The organism is Brucella daejeonensis (assembly GCF_014199265.1).
Taxonomy (GTDB): domain Bacteria; phylum Pseudomonadota; class Alphaproteobacteria; order Rhizobiales; family Rhizobiaceae; genus Brucella; species Brucella daejeonensis.
Genome location: NZ_JACIJG010000002.1, coordinates 36484 through 54327 on the forward strand (window position 1 = coordinate 36484; position 17844 = coordinate 54327).

Consider the following 17844-nt stretch of genomic DNA (forward strand, 5'->3'; position numbering starts at 1 on the left):
TATGTCCGAAGTTTCTCTTGCCGAGAAGATCGGCGAGCTTGGCCAGTCTTTGGCTTCAATCAAGGAAAAGGTCGGCAATCTTGCGACCGATTTCACCACGCAGCTCCAGCAGCACGGAACTGTTTCCACCGAGCTGACCGGCAAGGTCGACAAGGCGCTCTCCGAGCTTGGCGACACCACGACCCGCATCAGTGAGCTGGAAAAGCGCGCCGCTCGTGAACGTGAAGACGTCGCGCAGGGTCCGCAGGACGTCGGCGATATCGTCGTGGCGTCCGAAAAGTTCAAGTCGACCGACGTGTCCGGCGCATGGCGCGGTTCGATCCGTGTTGGCATGGAGCGCGCTGACATTACCTCCGGCAATACCACTGTCGGTGCCGGTCGTTCGGCTGGAACCTCGCTTGTCCCTGGACAGCGCGTGCCAGGCATCATTGCCCCGCCTAATCGCCAGCTGACGATCCGCGATCTTATTGCGCCGGGCCAGACCTCGGCCGCAAGTGTCGAGTTCGTCAAGGAAACAGGCTTTACGAACAGCGCTGCGCCGGTCGCTGAAGGCACGCAGAAGCCCAAGTCTGACCTGACCTTCGATATGGAAACCACGCCTGTTCGCACGCTGGCCCATATCTTCAAGGCAAGCCGTCAGATCCTCGATGATGCTCCGGGCCTTGCAAGCTATATCAACGCTCGCGGCACGTACGGGCTTAAGTTCGTCGAAGAAGGCCAGCTTCTGAACGGTGACGGTACTGGTCAGAACCTGCACGGCATTCTCCCGCAGGCATCTGCCTTCGCTCCGGCGTTCACTCCGGAGAACGAAACGGCAATCGACCGCCTGCGACTGGCAATCCTGCAGGTCATTTTGGCCGAGTACCCGGCGAGCGGCTTCGTTCTGCATCCGACGGACTGGACCAAGATTGAGCTGACCAAGGATCTTGGCGGCAACTACATCGTCGGGAATGCGCAGTCCCCGATCGGTCCTTCGCTGTGGAATCTGCCGGTCGTTCAGACCCAGGCAATTTCTGCGGGCAAGTTCCTGACCGGCGCGTTCAATCTCGGTGCGCAGATCTTCGACCGAATGGGCGTCGAAGTGCTTCTGTCCAGCGAGAACGATAAGGACTTCGAGAACAACATGTTCACGATCCGTATCGAAGAGCGTCTCGCGCTGGCGGTTTACCGTCCAGAGGCCTTCGTGACCGGCGACGTCAATCCGCCTGTAACTCCTTAATCGCTGATGGGGCGCTTCGGCGCCCCTTTTAACGAGGAAATCATGAAAATCAAAGCGCTGAAAACCTTGGTCGGCAATTACGGCCGATTGGACGAAGGTATGGTCGCCGATCTGCCAAACTGGCAAGCCGGACCGCTTCTGGCGCTTGGTTATGTCGAGAAGTTTACGGAGGTTGGCGATGGCCGACACGAAGACACGCAAGCGCCGGGTGGCGAGCTACATCGGGGCGGGAATCGTCGATCCAAATCCGGCTCCCGAGCCAGAACCAGAGTCTGAAACGCCGCCGGAGGGTGGTGGCGATGGCACTGGTTGACCTGGAGCTATTGAAGAAACACCTTCGAGTGTTTCATGACGACGAAGATTCCGAACTTGAAGTCTATCTGGCTGCGGCAGAGGCAATCGTCATCGAATATGTCGACCGTGAGATCGTGGCTAACGGCGCGACGCCCACCTTGCCTGATGGCATTGAGTTAACCCCGCCCATCACAGCAGCGATCTTGCTGGTTGCGGCTGATCTGTATGAGAACCGCGAACCTGACATGAATGCCGAAGGCAATGCCGTTCTGCCGCGTCACGTTCGGGCGCTGTTGGCACCATATCGGGTGTGGCGCACGCTGCCGGTGGAAGAATAATGCCCTGGCTCCACTTCACAGCCACCTACGACTTCATCCCCAAGCCTGCGGTAACGATCCGCTACCCGGCGGGCTACGTCGGGCTAGTGACCACACCTTGCGCTAATCGCGCTGTTGCCGCTGGCAAAGCCGAGCGACTTCCAACCCCTACGAAAGACGAGGCCGAAGCATGGCGAAGCGCGCAGGTGCCGGCAGCCTGAACTGCCGTTTGACGTTTCAGCGTCGCGAACAGATAAGCGATGAATGGGGCGGTACTCGCGGTGAGTGGGTTGACCAGTTCACCGTGCCGGGAAGGTTGGAACCGCGATACGGCAGCAATTCCGAAAGCCTCATGGCCGCACGAATGCAGTCCATGCAGCCGTACAATCTGACCATTCGCGGCAGCACCGCGGCAAGGCAGGTAACGGCGTCATGGCGGGCTTACGACGCTAGGGCGGGGAAGACTGGGGACAAGCCTAACCGGGTTTTCGGAATCAAGACTGTCGTCAATCCTGACGAGCGCAATGCCTATTTGGAAATGCTTGTTGTTGAAGGCGAGGAAACGTGATGGCGGCAAAGATTAAAGGTCTGGATCGCCTGCAGATCAAATTAAAGAAGTTCCCGGAAGCCGCTGAAAAGCTTGTCAGAGCAGCGATGGAGCAAGGCGCGCAGGAAATCGTCAACATGATGCAAAACCTGGTTCCCGTTGATGATGGAGAGCTGATGGAAAGCATCGGCTGGACGTGGGGCACAGCCCCAAAATATAGCCAGCGCATCGGCAGCGTTACGTCGAATGACGGCAAGCTGACAATCACGATTTACGCCGGCAATTCCAAAGTGCGTTACGCGCATCTGGTCGAGTTCGGCAGCGCTCCGCACGTGAATGGCGGCATGTATCCAGGTACGTTCAATCCCGGATCAAAGGCACAGCCGTTCTTCTTTGTGAGTTTTCGTGCAAAGCGACGTAGCGCTAGGGCTCGAGTGTCTCGCGCTATCACCAAGGCAGCCAAACAGATTGCGGCGGACCGCTAATGGACCCGGTTTTAGAACTTCAAGGCGCAATTATTCAGCGATTGCGCAGCTTTCCCGCGCTTGTCTCACTGATTGGTCAGCGCAGCTACGATAACCCGCCGACGAATGACCAAGGTCAGGTCTCACCCTCGATCTTTCCGTATGTCAGCATCGGCGCGTCGAGCGCTCAACAGGCAAACGCCGACTGCATTTTCGCTGACGATATCATTTTCCAACTGGATGTCTGGTCGATTGAGCCAGCCAAAAAGCAGATGCGCGACATCGCAAACGCAGTGCGTCTCGCAACGCGAGGGTGGGAGCCTGCTTTGGCATCTAATGCCCTCGTGACATTCGACTACTGGCGAACTGACTACATACAGGACGGCGCGATCAATCATGCGTCGATCCGTTACACGGCGATCATCGAGCAGCCCTAGAGCCTCCACGCCGACCACCCCAAAAATCTATCTATAGGCCGCCCTCTGGGTGGTCTTTTTCGTATGGAGACCGCAATGGCTCAAGCTACGACGATCAAAGGCGGCAAGGTCCGCGTTAAGATCGGCAATGACGCAACGCCGATCGTGTATAAAGCACCATGTGGCTTTACCCAGCGATCGATTACGCTAACCAAGAACCTCAATGAAGTCTCGATCCCGGATTGTGAAAATCCTGACAAGGTCGACTGGATCGGTCGTGACGCCGCATCGCTCTCAATGAGCATTAGCGGCGAAGGCGTGCTAGCTTCAGAATCCGTTGAGGATTGGCTGGATGCAGGTGAGAGCATCGACTCCATCCCGGTACAGGTTGAAATCGAGTTTCCTGCCACGACCTACACCTATACTGGCAAAATGCACGCTGAGAGCCTCGAAATCGGCGCCAACAACGGCGAGCGGGCTACACTCAATGTGTCGCTGCAATCCGACGGCGAGATGGTCCGCACCTCTGCTCCGACGGCCTCGTAATGAGCAGGGACGCGAAAGTTGAACTAGACTGGGCGGATGGTACTTATACCTTCCGCCTCGGTTGGGGTGAATTGGAAGCCTTGCAGGAGGCTTGCGACGCTGGCCCCTGGGTCATTTTGGAGCGGTTATTCACCAAACAGTGCCGCGTCGGCGATATTGCTCATGTTATCCGGCAGGGACTGATAGGTGGAGGGTTGGAGCCGACCACCGCCACGAAACTCGTGCGCACCTACGTCGAAAAGCGCCCGCCTGCCGAGAATATCGTCTTCGCGACCATCATCCTGCAGGCTGGCATTCAAGGCGTTCCGGAGGAGCCGGTGGGGGAGCGGGCGGCGGCAAATCAGACGGAGAGCAACTCGACAGCCTCCCAAACGGAAAAGTCAGATTTGCCGCGGTCTACGGCAACGGTGCGGCGCTCGGCTTCACGCCGCAAGAAGTAAGACGAATGTCCATGTGGCAGTTTATGGCTGCCGTTGACGGTTACGTCAAAGCTAACTCAACTGACGATGGTGGTCTGAGCCAGCAGGAAAAAGACGAGCTTTGGGCGTGGGTGAGCGAGGGGTAGGGGCGGAGCGTTGTGTTTTTTACAACATTTACGTTGACGAAAGGTGCTCCGTGGAATATCTAAGGAGTGCGTCAAGGAAAGTGATCACCAATTGAGGTGGCCGCGCCTACCGCCCGCCCAGGAGGGGCCCACCGAGGCACCGTTAGTGACTCGAAGCGGGAATTACGGTAACGTGCCGACGCTTTTTTTTAAAGGGCTGCGTTGTGCGGCCCTTTTTCTATTCTGCAGCTGACAGCCACACAGGCCGATCTTTTCCAAGGTCTACGTGCTGGAACCTGATCCGCCCGGACTTCCACATATTTCCGCAGTATGGATTTTCTGCTAGATCAAAATTGCCGCCGGCTATTTCCTTATATGCAGTGTTTGAAATAACATCCGCAATTTGCACACCTGCTGTTTTGTGACTCTCGGAGAACTGTACAAAAAAACCGGAATTAAATGTATCCGTGAATCGGCTCTGTAAGTTTACTTCCATTTGTCGCATAACGTTGGCGGCATATTTGCCGCCATCAGGTCTAATCGTTGAAATCGCTGCATTTTGTTTCAAGTGGGTAGAACATGACTGAAATATTAGTTCTTCGTATATTTCTTTTTCATGTCGTGATTTTATCAACCACGCCCCAGCGTCAACGGTCTTTGTGCATCCAACTATAACGCTGGCGGCATCGTTAATCCGGTCAAGCATTTCAAAAAAGTATAGGCGGTCATCATGGTTGAAGCTGCTACCCTTTATTTCTCCAATGACGCGCCGTTTCTTCTTGAAATCCTTCACAAATCGATCAGCAATGATCGGGTCAATGGTAACAGAAGCTACGATTAATGTTCCCCTATCGCACCCCCCGCTTTCATCGCAAAATATTTGCATTTACCCACTCCGCTCCCAAATGCTGAGCGACCCATTACATAACAAGTCAAATATGTCATCAAGCATTGTGAAAAGGGCAAGCCTCGGCACATCAAAATAGTTGCGTATCAACATGTTTTTAGAAAAAATATAATAAAACCAACCACATACGGAAATACTATACTGACACGCATCTAGAATAATTTCCGCATAAAACACGCGAATCACGCACGATATGGATGCGTGACCGAACAAAAAGACCCGCTTTGGCGGGGGCTTGGTCATTCCGGCTTTAACGCCCGCTGAATAGCTTCAATATGCTCGTCGAGTTCGCTTTCGCCACCAAGCGGGCGCAGCTTAACGAGCATCTTCTGGATATCCAGCAAAATTGGCCGCGCTTCAAGGCCGGTATGGATGAGACGTCGGATGGCTTCGTTCTCAGAAGTGATACGGTTTTTAAAACGAAAATCTGCGATGGCTTCAGCCATATCTTCGCTGAAGTAGGCGAGCTTGCGAACAGGGTATTGAGTGTCTTTGGCCATATAGGCAACATAGAGCATATGGGCAGTCTTGACTAGCCACCATATAGGGCATATGCTTTAAATGCTTATCGGCTTGGTGATGTGCGGGAACACGTTCACCAAGCCTAACCAGACCAAAGGATGAATCCCTATGGAACAAGCTAGAAACAGCTATATCACGCCATTCAATTTTGAGCATCATCATGTGCGCGTTGTTGTGGAGAACAACGAGCCTTGGTTCGTCGGCAAAGACGTTTGCGCCGCCCTTGGCTTGAGCAATCATAAGCAGGCGCTAACGCGCCTGAATTCAGATGAAAAGAAGGGGGTCATCGTTAGTGACCCCCTTGGCAAAAACCGCCAGAATGCAACGGGTGTGAACGAGCCAGGCATCTACCGCCTAGTGTTCACGAGTCGGGTGGAGGCAGCGGAACGGTTCAAGCGATGGCTGGCCCACGAAGTCCTCCCTGCCATCCGCAAAACGGGGTCGTACGTCGCCAAGAAACCAGTCCACGTCCGCGAGCACGATCGTCGCACATCGACAAAGATTGACGACGCGATCAAGCTCAAGCGCAATATCGACCGACTCGAATCGGTTGCCGACACGATTGCTCCAAAGCCGCAGAACGTCTGCGCTATGATTATTGATGGCGAACCTGTCTGGGTTGACATCAATAAGTACGATGGAGCGGGCCGGGCAGTTGTTATTGAGCACGATGGCCGCGTTCGCATCCAAGATGTCGAGCCGGAAGTTATCAACTTCAAACCGTTTGGTGCCCGCACCGCATTGGGGCAGCGCTTTAAATCACCATTCGGTGGAACCGCACGCAACTCGGTTGCCGTCATTGGCATGGTGATCGGAGCTGAAAAGCCAGCTATACAGAACGCAGCGGCAGTTCAGATTGAGCACGAGCCGGTCAAACAAGTTGCACTGGGGCCGCAGTATCGCGGCAAGCGAATTAAATTTCGCGATAAAATCCTGCAACTTATCGACGAAACCAATCTGTCAAACCGCCAGATAGCGCAGGTGACTGGCGCGACCTATCAGACGGTTACGCATTGGCGAAGATGGAGAGATGATCGGGTGAGCGCTTAGGCGCTCACTTCATCTGTTCACAATTTCGACCGGGTGCATTCCCCGGTCGTCAAACACACATCTCGCTCGTTGGGGCAAATTGATGCCAAACCCGTTTTTTGCATCAAAATCAAATGTCACGACGACGTTTCCCTGCGGCGCGCGGTATACATTGGTCGAGAACCATTTCTTATCCATTGAGGACGGGAATTTTAGCTCCTGTTGAATCGCATGTTCACATTGAGAACTGTAGGCAGAATCGCCGACATGCTCAGTCTTTTGCTTTTGGGATTGCGCTGACCCGCTGTTCTCCAGTTCTTTCGAGGTGAAATAGAAGCGTTCACCGTTGGCGCAATCCACGAAAATTACAATGTTGTTCGGCGGCGAGCTGCGGTTGTCGGAAAGGTCGGCCGTTTCAACTGTGTCGCATCTTGGTGATTCTGCTGCTCGGTACGCACCAATCTTCATATACTTGTTGATCTTGCTTACCCCTGCCTTACCCCACGTTCTAAATGTCTTTGGGTAGGCCTTTTGAGTGTACGGCGTGTATGCCGATGGATCTACATTTTCTGCGTGCGCCCCCGTCGCCACAAGCAGACCGCTCACTAAAACAATTCCCCACCGCATCGGATACCCCTTATGGCCACTAACCTTGAATCTCTTGTCGTTCAATTTTCTGCCGATTTCAAGCGATTGGAGAACGCTATCAATCGTCAGCGCGGGCAGTTCACGCGGCAGATGCGCCAGATGGAGAAGTCCGCAGATGCCAGTGTGCAGCGCATAAACGCGGCGCTTGGCAATATCGGCAAGGGTACGATGCGGGACCTCGCAGCACCTTTGACCGGCATTACTGCCGCATTGGGTACGCGCGAGTTGATGCAGTATGCGGATGCTTGGACGCAGGCTGGAAACCTCATTCGTTCGTCTGCGACGGCTGCTGGTGTCGGTGCACGTTCGCTGAATGAGTTGAAGGACGGTGCCAATGAGGCACGGACAAGTCTTGAAGCCTATACTGACCTGTATGCTCGGCTGATCAGATCGGCTTCCGCAGTAGCCAAGTCCGAAGACGAGATTGCTTTGGCAACGTCGTTGGTCTCAAAAGCCTTTAAGGCAGGCGGGGCATCGGCTCAGGAACAGGCTGCTGGCATTCTACAGCTTGGTCAGGCGCTCGGATCGGGCGTGCTGCAAGGTGACGAACTGCGATCCCTGCGTGAAAACGCTCCGGTTATTGCAAAGGCGATTGCTGACGAGTTCAAGGTGTCGATTGCTGGCCTGAAGCAGTTGGGCGCTGATGGGAAGCTGACGTCTGATCGCGTGTTCAAGGCTATCCTGAATGCACAGAAAGGTATTGAAGCGCAATTCAAAGCGACTAACGCAACGATTGCTGACGCCTTCACGCAGATTAATAACGAGTTTACCGCTTATATCGGAAACGCTGACAAGTCAGCGGGCGCCAGTAGGCAACTGGTTCAGGCGCTGCAGTACGTAGCCGACAACTTCAAAGAAATAGCCGACGTAGTCGCAGCTTTTGCGACTGTTCTGATTACCGCATTCACCGGACGGGCAATCGCTGGCGTCGTCGTCGGACTTGGTCAGGCCGTTGTTGCGTTGGGCTCGTTCCTGACCGCGCTCCGCACCGGAACCAGTGTTGTAGCAGCGTTCAGCGCGTCTCTCGGCCCGATAGGGCTTCTGGCCGGTGCCGCGGCCGGAGCGGTTTATTTGCTCTATAACAACATGTCGTCGGGCGACCGGGCGGCGAAGGCGTTTAGTTCTGCGATAAACTCGAACGAGGAGGCGCTGAAAAGTGCGGCTTCGGCGTCGAAGGCATATCAAGCTGAACTGGTAAAGCAGATCGGCCTGCAACTTGAGACAGCGCGAGCAACCGCTACTACGGCAGATGCCGCATTTGACAAATTGCTTATTAAAATGCAGGCCCTTCGTGAATGGGGGCTGGAATTTTCGCCGCTAGAATCCTGGGCCGCGGTCGCTAAAAAGGAAGCTCAGGCTGCGGATGATGCTGCTTATAGGTTAGAAAAACAGCATAAACGAGCTCAAGAAATCCTCGCCTCAACCCCATCGGGCTACGGCGGCGGCATCGCAACTACACCAGACGACAAGAAGAAGGGCAGGAAGAAGAAGACCCCAGCTGAGCGGTTCGACGAGAGTTTGCAACGTGTAACCGACCGCACATCGGCCCTTGTTGCGGAAACGGAAGCACAACGCCAGATTAACCCACTGATCAACGACTATGGCTATGCCATGGAGAAGGCGCGCACAGAGCAGGAATTGCTTAATGCGGCGCAAAAGGCGGGTGTTGCGCTCACACCTGAGCTGCGAGCGCAGATTGCGCAGACGGCGGACCAGTGGGCACTTGCAAGTGCAGAGGCGGCGAAACTCGCTGAGGCGCAAAACCGCATTCGGGAAACCGCTGAAGACATGGCGGCCTTCCAAAAGGATCTGGTTGGCGGGATTGCTAACGACTTTATAAATGGCGCCAGCGCTGCGGACGTGTTCGCCAACGCGCTTGGCCGCATTGCACAAAAGCTAATCGATATCGGCCTCGCGAACATCTTCGATACTGATAAGGGCGGCTTCAACCTATTCGGCGCTCTGGGCGGCATCTTTCGCAAGAACGGTGGACCGGTAAAGCGCGCAGGCGGCGGTATCGTTCGCGGTCCTGGCGGTCCACGTGGTGACAAAATCCCGGCGATGTTGAGCGACGAGGAATTCGTCGTGAATGCGGCAGCCACAAAGCGCAATCGTGCTTTGCTGGAAGCTATCAACAGCGGGCGTGTTATCGGACTTAAGGACGGCGGCTCGCCTTTGCGCGCGCCATCCATGCCGATCCTGCGGTCATCTGCGGCGACGCAGCAGGCCCAAGCCGGCATTGCCGATGTTCGTGTCTTTGTGGATCGCGACGGCAACTGGCAGGCCGAGGTCGAACGCATCTCGCAGCGCAACGTCAAGCAGGGGCTGGCTGTTTACGAGAAGGGTGGGGCGGTTCGCGCGGCGCGAGATCTGCGGCAGGTGAATGATAGAGGATATACGAAGTAATGGCTGAACTTCTCCCGACCGGTCTTCGTTACCAGCCGACATTTCCCGTCCTTAACCGCCCGGTTTCCATGTCTCAGTACGGGGATCGGGCGATTTCTGCGCTCGAGAACGGAGACCCTTTTTGGACGTGGACTGCGAAAATAAAGGCAATGTCGAATGCGCACCGCCAAAAGCTCGAGGCGTTCATTGATCGATGCCGGGGCGGTCAGGTTACGGTGCACTACACCCCGAAGCATGTTTGCATCCCGCAAGCTTACTGGGGTGATGCCAACAATCCGGCAATCACTGGCACCGCGACGCTGGCTGCGATCAACGGCAATGCGCTCACCCTGAATGGTGCGGTTGTCGGATTGAAACTGACGGACGGCGATTTGGTCGGCTTTACGGTCGGCGATTACAACTTCATCGCCCGCATCGTTGCTGATGCCACAGCAGCCAGCACGAGCGTGCAGGTGGAGATCGAGCCGTTCTTACCGTCCTACATCACCGTCGGCGCGACGGTTCTTTTCAAGAACCCGGTGATGAACATGCGGCTGATGCCGAAGACTTGGGAAATTGGCGATGGCAAGTTCCCCGATGCGTCGTTCCAGCTTATTGAGGTGCCTAAATGAAGGAAGAAAAGATGAAACAGAAAGAAAAGGCGGGGATGAACCCGCCCTTTGATGTTGATGCACTAAGGTCAGATATTCGCGTTCTTTTTGATGATATCAATACGCGCTTTAATTCTCTCAGAAAGTTGCTCGTTTCCTTGCCCTAGCCCGGAGATAGCTTCAACATCGCTGAGTGAAATTACCCCTTTATTGAGCAAAACGGTGTAAAGTGCGACCAGCATAACCATATTTGCATTGACTTCAGTGCTTGACGCCTCAGCGGTTTCCGCCAGCACCTTGGTGACATCAGTCAGTGACTTCAACAGATTTTCACTCATTCCAAGCCTCCCGTTATTAACGCGAGCATCAAAGCCGAGTTTCAAGCGCGAGTCGAGTGCTCCAGATATATAGGAGGCCATATGGCTTTCCCATCACGCCTACAGCAACTGCTCGATGAGGGCAGGGGAAAGATCGCATCTGCCGTCAAGTTTGAGTTCGGCACGGGCACTTATGGGTTCTTCTCGGGCAAGGGCAGCGTTGTCTATGGTGGGCTGACCTATAATGGCAACACGCTGATCGATATTGACGAGCCAGCTTATGCGCTCGGAACGTCGGCACGGCCTATCACCATGCGATTGCCGGCACATGCTGATTTCGGCCTGACACCGGACAAACTCGGCCTTATCGAGCAGGAAGACTACAAGAACCGCCCCGTCACGCTGTATGATTTCTTTTTCGACCCGGATACGAACGAATTCCTCCACGCCGAGGCGACATTCTACGGCTACGTGGACGTGATCGATCACCGGGAGGAAGGTGATGATGTCTGGCTTGAGGCCCAGATCGAAACCGGTGCCATCGATAATTTTCGCGAAGGCTACCGCTACGCCTCGCACGAGGACCAACAGCTTGTTCTGCCGGGAGATATGCTTTTCGAGCACGCAGCGAGGACTAAGAATGAATTCTTCAAAATTAAATTCGGTTAGGGTTCCTGGCTGGGATCGGGCACTCGAAGACGTCGCTACAGCCCATATCGATATCGCACCGGAATGGGGTAAGTCCGATTGCCTGCTGACCGCTGCCGACGCCATATTTGCCGTGACCGGTATCGACCCACTGGCCAAGTTCCGCGGCAAGTACAAAACGGAAAAGGGCGCCGCCCGGAAGATGCTCAAGAATGGATGCGAGAACGTCCGGGACGTATTCGAGAAGTATCTTGATCTTGAACCCGTGAACCGTTTTGCCGCCCGCCGTGGGGATGTCGGCGTGATGATCATCAATGGCGAATATACCGCCGGGTTCATTTGTGGGTCCGGTTTTGCGGTCAAGCAGCCGCACGGGCTGACATTCTTCCCGATCACAGAGATCGAACAAGCCTACAAGGTAGGCGACTGATCATACTGACAATTCGATGCGCTTAACGGCTCGCAATCGCGGGCCTGTTTTGTTGCGCCTATTCCATGGGATGTGCTGATGCCATTTCTTGCGCCTATCTTCACCGCTATCGGCGGGCTTGTATCAAGCGTGGCCGCATGGGCCGCAGCAAGCCCGATCCTCGCCGGTATTGCGCAAACTGCGTTCGGTATCGCGCTCAAATATGCCGTCAATGCGCTGTTTCCGCCGAAGACGCAAAGCCGCGCCTCGGAACTGGAAACGCAATATGGTGCGAATATCCCGCGATCTGTCATTCTCGGCACGTGCGCGACAGAAGGTCATCACATCTATCGCAATAGCTACGGCAGCGGCGGGCGACTTATACAGGACGTTTTCGTTCTGTCGAGCTTTCGCATTACAGCCGTGCCGCGTGTTCGTTATAACGGCCAATGGCGCGATCTCGTCCAGCAGGACGCCGACGGCTACTGGCTTGTGCCGAACGAAGGCACGAGTGGTGACGACCACGACAATGTGCGGGTCAAATTCTACTACGGTACAATGGATCAGCAGGCCGAGCCGACGCTGATCAATGAAGCCCGTCCCGCTGGACGATGGACTGTCAACCATCGTGGTGCCGGTGTTGCCTATGCAATCGTGTTTTCCGAGCTTCGCAAGAACGGCGACGGCCTGACCTCACCGGCCAAGATTTTGTTCGAGGTTGTTGGCGCTCCGCTTTACGACTGGCGCAAGGACAGCACGATGGGCGGTTCTGGCTCGCATCGCTGGGATGACCAGAGCACGTGGGAATATTCGGACAATCCGCCTGTTCAGATTTACAATCTGGAGCGCGGTTTCTTTAACGGCACTCAGCGCATGGTTGGCAAGGCGGTTCGTGCAGGCCGCCTACCGCTTGCGGAATATACCCAGGCGGCGAACATCTGTGATGAGACGATGCCAGATGGTTCGAAGCGGTATCGTGCCCACGCGATTGCCAAGGATGGACCCGGCGCAAACCACGACGCCAACCTGACACCGATCCTTGAGGCCATGTGCGGCTCGTGGGTGGAGCGTGTTGACGGCGAGTTTCCGATTGCTGGCGCTCCGCAGGCCATTGTCGCGACGGTCACGGATAACGATATCAAACGTGGTGCACCGCTTCGTTTCAGTGCCAAGCGCAAGCGCACAGAACTCATTAATACCGTTGCCGCTTCGTACATCTCACCGGATGACTTTTACGAGACGAAGGATGCAGCAACCCGTATTGACGCTGACGCCCTGGCCGAAGATCGGGAAACGCTTGCCAGCGCAATTCCTTACGCGGCTGTCACCGACGTGCGGCAGGTGGACCGGCTGGCAGACATTGCCATTCGTGGTGCACGCTATCAGGCATCGGCGGAAATTGTCGTTCACCCTAAATTCCTCGACACGATCAAGGAAGGCCGGTGGGTACGCTGGAACAGCTCCAAGTATGGCGATCGGACGTTTCAGGTTCTGACCCGCCAGCTTGGCGGCATCAATACGGATGGTGCCCGCGATATCTCGATTGCGCTGCAAGAGATTAGCAACGGCGTATTCGATCCAACGGCATACGAAACCAATCCGCCGAACATCATCGTTGTGCCGCCACCGCAGTATCTGGCAGAGGTCCAAAACTTCGATGTCATCCCGATCCTCGTGGTTGCTGACGGTCAGGGCGAACTGCCTGGCGTTCGGCTGCTGTGGGATACGATTGATGACATTTCTGTCGTCGGGGTCGATATCGAGTATTGGCCGGCGAGTGACCCGTCGCAGGTATTCACGAAATTTGTGACGTGGGACGTGACCAATGTGCCCATTGTGGAAGGTCTGACTTCGCTGACGGACTGGTTCGTTCGCACCCGCCTGCGCGTCGATAATGGCCGCTCGGTCGCGTGGGCGGCGGCGGTCTCATTTCGCACTCTTGATGCTAGGGGCGACCAGAGTCCCATCGATTATGAGGGCTTAGATACTGACCTGAAAAGCTACCTTGGCTGGATAGGTCCGCAGATGCGGGAGATTATCAGGCAAGCGCAGGAACTGGCCACGACCACGGCGGACAACCACAACAGCAACTATGCTGACCGGCAGGCCATCCGCCGTGAATTGAGCAGTTCGTTCGGCACGGCGCGAGCACAGTGGCAGGAGGATATCTTCGTCGCAACGGGGCCGAATAGTGCCATCGGCCAGCAGCTCACGCGGATCAACGCCGAGCTTTGGGATAATACCGGCGCGAGCGTAGTCCAGCTTCTGCAAGCCAGCGTGGACGGCGTAAAAGGTGATGTGGCTGCGCAGGCCAATGCCATCACGGCATTGACCTCGACCGTCAATGACGTTAGCGCCAGTGCGACATTCAGAATGGGGACTTATGTGGCTCCGGGTGGATGGAACTCCCGCATTGGCATGGAAGTGCGTGGCGGGACAGCCGACAGCTATAAGAGCGCTGGATTGTTCCTCGACGTGACCAGCACTCAGGCGCGCATCGCATTGATGGCTGAGCAGATCGTGTTCTCGAATGGCAGTCAGTATTACAAGCCGTTCGTGATCCAGAACAATGTCATGTACGGAGAAGGCTTCGTCATGGACTGGGCGAAGATCGTCAACGTGTCGATTGGCACAGCCCAAATTGCGAATGCCGCTATCACGTCGGCCAAGATCGGTGACCTTCAGGTAAAAACCAGCAATCTCGATTTTCATAATGTGACACAAAACTATAATAATAACGGAGGCTTTCCTTCAACTGGAACAAGCGTTCCTACATCTTGGACGACAATCGGAACGATGGTGACAAATAACCCGCAAGCCGGGACAGCATTTGTCGAAGTTCGGTCTTCTTGTCACTTCCGTTCGACTGTTCCGAGTGGTGGCGGTTCTGCCAATGCGCAGTTGCGTTTTATAAATGTAACTACAGGAAATGTGTTTATAACCGAAGATAATGGGGCGAGTCGTGGCAACATCGGTGCCGTGGAATTCGACACTTCTTGCAACGGTCTGTTCATCGATCCAACATCCGTTCAGGGCAATAACACCTATGCCGTGCAAGCCAGAAGAACATTAGGGAACACCACATACCAAGGCGGTACGTGGTTAACCCGCGCTCTCGTCTGGAAGCGCTGACCCTCACCACAATTGAAATCTGAAAATCTGCGTCAACAGCGCAGGAAGGATAACTCATGGCCGTTTTGCCTGACTACACGTCTGGGACGATTTCGCTCGCCAATGGATCAACCACCGTCACCGGCACGGGCACGCTGTTTGATGTTGGGAATTTCCGTGCAGGCGATACGCTTCAAATCCAGAACCTGACCGCCGTGATCGCGAGTGTCGATAGCAATACGCAATTGACGCTGGCCGAGCCTTGGACCGGCACAAGCATGACCGATGCACCATACCGGGCGCGCTATCTGCCCGATGGTGCCCGCGTGACGGCACAGACGACGACGCTCATTGAAATGCTCGGCAATGGTGTTTTGACCAATCTTGCAGAACTGGGCGTCGAGGAAGGGAAAGCTCCTGTCGGCGGTCCAACAGGCGAGTACGAACTTGTCGACACATCTTCGTTCGGCATCCAAGACCCGAACGGCAGTCTGCATGCGCTAGCCGGACTGACGAGCGCCGCCGACAAAGGCATCATGTTTACAGGTGCGGGAACTGCCGGAACGTTTGATCTGTCCCCGTTTTCGCGAACGGTGCTGGATGATGCTGATGCCGCCGCGTGGCTCAATACGTTGGGTTTAACCGGCAACGCAATTGCCGACATGTTGCAGGATAGCTACGGGGTTTATCATCCCTCGTCTGTAAATACCAACCTGAATAACCTCGTTCCGGGTAACCGCGGTCTTTATACCTATACGGCTGGCGGCGCAGGGTTTCCCGAAAACAACGGACTATGGTTCGTTGAAACACAACGAATGTTTTCCGGTTCCAATAATCCGTGTCGACAGATCGCCACCCGCTACCAAACAACTTCAAACTCTGAACCTGTAGTTTACATAAGGGTTCGGAGTAGTACCGGGGAGTGGGGGCCATGGCGTCTTTTGACGCCTCTCTACGGTTCAAATGTCAATGGCTCCTATGTTCGTTTCCCGGACAGGACGCAGATTTGTTATCGGGCGGGCGTTGCAACGAGTTCAACTTGGACGGCAACGGGATCAGTATTTAAGTCAGGTAGAACAGATTGGACTTATCCCGTATCCTTTATTGAAGCGCCGCTAGTTCTCGCAGGCACGAACGCAGAAAATGCTTGGTGTGGTGTCGCAAACGGCAATACAACATCCGGTGGCGTGGCGTTTTTTTTGCCATTCTCATACTCTCAATCATTGACGGCTCGCTTGGTTGCTATCGGAAGGTGGTTCTAATGTTCGAGATTTCATTTTCCCCTCAATATTCCACCGCTATTCTATCGCTTGAAAAGCGTGGCAACGTCCTGATCGTCAACGGCGACGAACTAGATTTCTCCGATCTGCCAGACGGTGGTGAATATCCGCCTGAAGCCATCGACAATCCGTCTATCGTAGGCAGTGTGACCCGCGTGGGTGAGGAAATCCAAATTACTGTGATCCTGCCGTACCTCATGCCGGGCTACTTCGAGGCGCCAGCGCCGATCACCGTCACAAGCGACGGGCCGATTGCGCTGCCGGAGGGCCGCTATCCGCCGCCGCCCGAAGATTTGCCGCCGCTACCCGAACCCATCGCAGAAGGTGAAGACAATGCCGCTCAATAAAGCTCTGATGATTACGCCTGAGATGAAGCAGGCACAGGCGCTCGGCGCTTTACGCGATTATGCGGCGAACAAACGCTGGCTGAAAGAAACAGGCGGGATCGAAATCAACGGCTTGACGGTCGCAACGGATGACCGGTCGAAAACCATGATATCCGGCGCGCGGGTCGCAGCGCAGAACGATCCCAATTTTACGACGCAATGGAAGGGTGCTGATGGCTCTTTCGTGACGATCGACGCTGCGGCGGTCATTGGCATCAGCGATGCCATGCTCGCTTATGTATCGAATTGCTTCGCCACCGAGGCGCAGGTTCTGGCCGGTGTCGAGGCCGGAGCCATTACGACCGTCGAACAGATCGACGCTGCATTTGCAGCTTAGAGCCGGAGCCCAATCCCCGCGAGCCCGCCCCTGTGGCGGCTTTTCATTGCGAGTTTCCGCTTCCATCGTAGAAGAAATAAGCTGTTACGATAGCGGCTGCTATCGCCATGAAAGACCAGAAAATCCATTCAAAATGTGAGTAGACCAGTGATCCCATGAACTCCTCCCAACGCACAAACGTTGGAAGGCTGAGAAAGTTCACTCAATGGAATGAAAAGCCCCGGCAAGGTTTCACTAACCGGGGCGGGCGCATTGGGAAACCACGCTGAAAGCTATGATATGCGCCCAGCCTCCGTGTAGATCGCTAACTGTTAATATTGTCTTCCAGAGACGTGGAAAACCCCGGCAACGTGCGGCTACCGGGGCTCTACGCAACTTCGCACATGGCTAGTAAGAACGTTGCGCAATGCCAGTATAAAGATGTCGACGCTTAAGAAAACCCCGGAACGAGCCGGGGTTTAAAACTATTGCCGCCGTCTGGTGTCCCAGAAAAGCACAGTTATGACACAGAGCAAAGCAACGAGGATCGTGCCCTCAATTATAAAGTACCAGTGCATGGTCCTGCCTCATGCCTGAACGCGTCCGCCGCCCGAGGTGTGAGACGTCATCCACGGCATAGCAGCTTCAGGTTTTTCGAGAATGTTGCGTTTTCGAGCGAAGCCTTCGAAGGCGTTTTGCGCCACGATTAGCGGTTTCTGCCCGCTGTGAGCGTCACAACAGGCGCTCCATGCCACTTCATAGATGATGTCACGATCATCCTTTGGCCATTCATAAAGAAAATCGATTGCGTCAATCGGGCCTGCAATCTCCCTTATCAGAAATTTTCCGTCCTTCACAAAAATTGGACTGTCAAACAAACGGTCGCTCATCGAAACCTCCATTTGATCGAACGAAGTGTGTTGGAATG

Annotated in this window: 22 protein-coding genes; 17 read left to right on the forward strand and 5 right to left on the reverse strand. The window is 54.9% G+C overall.

Annotated features, from left to right (window positions below; all coding sequences use genetic code 11):
* Position 1 precedes the first annotated feature (1 nt).
* The 8 genes from FHS76_RS02475 (at position 2) to FHS76_RS02510 (ending at position 4243) form a co-directional block, all read left to right on the forward strand.
* Entirely contained in the window at positions 2–1219 is a 1218-nt protein-coding gene (locus FHS76_RS02475; RefSeq protein WP_144897278.1) for a phage major capsid protein, read from the forward strand.
* 42 nt (positions 1220–1261) lie between these two features.
* The gene (locus FHS76_RS02480) at positions 1262–1495 is read left to right on the forward strand and encodes a hypothetical protein (protein WP_183647612.1); all 234 of its coding nucleotides are present in this window, start codon (positions 1262–1264) and stop codon (positions 1493–1495) included.
* Between the two features lie 23 nt (positions 1496–1518).
* Complete coding sequence (locus FHS76_RS02485; protein ID WP_183647615.1) at positions 1519–1851, forward strand: head-tail connector protein; 333 nt, start codon at positions 1519–1521, stop codon at positions 1849–1851.
* A gap of 169 nt (positions 1852–2020) precedes the next feature.
* Positions 2021–2398, forward strand: a complete 378-nt coding sequence (locus FHS76_RS02490; RefSeq protein ID WP_183647618.1) for a head-tail adaptor protein — start codon at positions 2021–2023, stop codon at positions 2396–2398.
* A complete protein-coding gene (locus tag FHS76_RS02495) occupies positions 2398–2862 on the forward strand; it encodes an HK97 gp10 family phage protein (protein ID WP_183647621.1) in 465 nt (154 codons plus the stop codon). Before FHS76_RS02490 ends, FHS76_RS02495 begins: the two co-directional genes overlap by 1 nt.
* Entirely contained in the window at positions 2862–3278 is a 417-nt protein-coding gene (locus FHS76_RS02500; RefSeq protein ID WP_100652363.1) for a DUF3168 domain-containing protein, read from the forward strand. Before FHS76_RS02495 ends, FHS76_RS02500 begins: the two co-directional genes overlap by 1 nt.
* Before the next feature lie 75 nt (positions 3279–3353).
* On the forward strand, positions 3354–3803 hold the full coding sequence (locus FHS76_RS02505) for a phage tail tube protein (protein WP_183647625.1): 450 nt from the start codon (positions 3354–3356) through the stop codon (positions 3801–3803).
* Positions 3803–4243 (forward strand): gene transfer agent family protein, encoded by a 441-nt coding sequence (locus FHS76_RS02510; protein ID WP_183647628.1) that lies wholly within the window; start codon positions 3803–3805, stop codon positions 4241–4243. The genes FHS76_RS02505 and FHS76_RS02510 overlap by 1 nt, the downstream gene beginning before the upstream one ends.
* Positions 4244–4585: 342 nt before the next feature.
* On the opposite strand, the gene FHS76_RS02515 is transcribed toward FHS76_RS02510, so the two are convergent.
* Both FHS76_RS02515 and FHS76_RS02520 read right to left on the reverse strand, forming a co-directional pair.
* Positions 4586–5233, reverse strand: a complete 648-nt coding sequence (locus FHS76_RS02515; RefSeq protein WP_183647631.1) for a DUF3800 domain-containing protein — start codon at positions 5231–5233, stop codon at positions 4586–4588.
* A 260-nt stretch (positions 5234–5493) separates the two neighbouring features.
* The gene (locus FHS76_RS02520; RefSeq protein ID WP_183647634.1) at positions 5494–5772 is read right to left on the reverse strand and encodes a hypothetical protein; all 279 of its coding nucleotides are present in this window, start codon (positions 5770–5772) and stop codon (positions 5494–5496) included.
* Positions 5773–5884: 112 nt separating this feature from the next.
* Between FHS76_RS02520 and FHS76_RS02525 the strand changes: the two genes are divergently transcribed.
* Complete coding sequence (locus FHS76_RS02525; protein ID WP_151682557.1) at positions 5885–6826, forward strand: BRO-N domain-containing protein; 942 nt, start codon at positions 5885–5887, stop codon at positions 6824–6826.
* 9 nt (positions 6827–6835) lie between these two features.
* Here the strand turns inward: FHS76_RS02525 and FHS76_RS02530 are convergent, their stop codons facing one another.
* The gene (locus tag FHS76_RS02530) at positions 6836–7411 is read right to left on the reverse strand and encodes a hypothetical protein (protein ID WP_183647637.1); all 576 of its coding nucleotides are present in this window, start codon (positions 7409–7411) and stop codon (positions 6836–6838) included.
* Between the two features lie 33 nt (positions 7412–7444).
* Here FHS76_RS02530 and FHS76_RS02535 point away from each other — a divergent pair, with 33 nt between their 5' ends.
* Complete coding sequence (locus FHS76_RS02535; RefSeq protein WP_183647640.1) at positions 7445–9859, forward strand: tape measure protein; 2415 nt, start codon at positions 7445–7447, stop codon at positions 9857–9859.
* A complete protein-coding gene (locus tag FHS76_RS02540; protein WP_183647643.1) occupies positions 9859–10470 on the forward strand; it encodes a hypothetical protein in 612 nt (203 codons plus the stop codon). The genes FHS76_RS02535 and FHS76_RS02540 overlap by 1 nt, the downstream gene beginning before the upstream one ends.
* Before the next feature lie 68 nt (positions 10471–10538).
* Here FHS76_RS02540 and FHS76_RS02545 read toward each other — a convergent pair whose 3' ends face one another.
* On the reverse strand, positions 10539–10868 hold the full coding sequence (locus FHS76_RS02545; protein WP_183647646.1) for a hypothetical protein: 330 nt from the start codon (positions 10866–10868) through the stop codon (positions 10539–10541).
* On the opposite strand from FHS76_RS02545, the gene FHS76_RS02550 reads away from it, so the two are divergent.
* From FHS76_RS02550 to FHS76_RS02575, 6 genes are all read left to right on the forward strand, one after another.
* A complete protein-coding gene (locus tag FHS76_RS02550; protein WP_183647649.1) occupies positions 10869–11435 on the forward strand; it encodes a hypothetical protein in 567 nt (188 codons plus the stop codon). It abuts the gene before it with no gap.
* Positions 11407–11844 (forward strand): DUF6950 family protein, encoded by a 438-nt coding sequence (locus FHS76_RS02555; RefSeq protein ID WP_183647652.1) that lies wholly within the window; start codon positions 11407–11409, stop codon positions 11842–11844. Before FHS76_RS02550 ends, FHS76_RS02555 begins: the two co-directional genes overlap by 29 nt.
* Before the next feature lie 129 nt (positions 11845–11973).
* Positions 11974–14955, forward strand: coding sequence for a phage tail protein (locus FHS76_RS02560; protein ID WP_328700430.1), 2982 nt, complete (start codon positions 11974–11976; stop codon positions 14953–14955).
* Between the two features lie 56 nt (positions 14956–15011).
* Entirely contained in the window at positions 15012–16196 is a 1185-nt protein-coding gene (locus FHS76_RS02565) for a pyocin knob domain-containing protein (RefSeq protein ID WP_183647658.1), read from the forward strand.
* On the forward strand, positions 16196–16561 hold the full coding sequence (locus tag FHS76_RS02570) for a hypothetical protein (protein WP_183647661.1): 366 nt from the start codon (positions 16196–16198) through the stop codon (positions 16559–16561). Before FHS76_RS02565 ends, FHS76_RS02570 begins: the two co-directional genes overlap by 1 nt.
* Positions 16548–16937 carry a DUF4376 domain-containing protein gene (locus FHS76_RS02575; RefSeq protein ID WP_183647665.1) on the forward strand — a complete coding sequence of 130 codons (390 nt, stop codon included), beginning with the start codon at positions 16548–16550 and terminating at the stop codon, positions 16935–16937. Before FHS76_RS02570 ends, FHS76_RS02575 begins: the two co-directional genes overlap by 14 nt.
* A gap of 566 nt (positions 16938–17503) precedes the next feature.
* On the opposite strand, the gene FHS76_RS02580 is transcribed toward FHS76_RS02575, so the two are convergent.
* On the reverse strand, positions 17504–17806 hold the full coding sequence (locus tag FHS76_RS02580; protein ID WP_183647667.1) for a DUF982 domain-containing protein: 303 nt from the start codon (positions 17804–17806) through the stop codon (positions 17504–17506).
* Positions 17807–17844 lie beyond the last annotated feature (38 nt).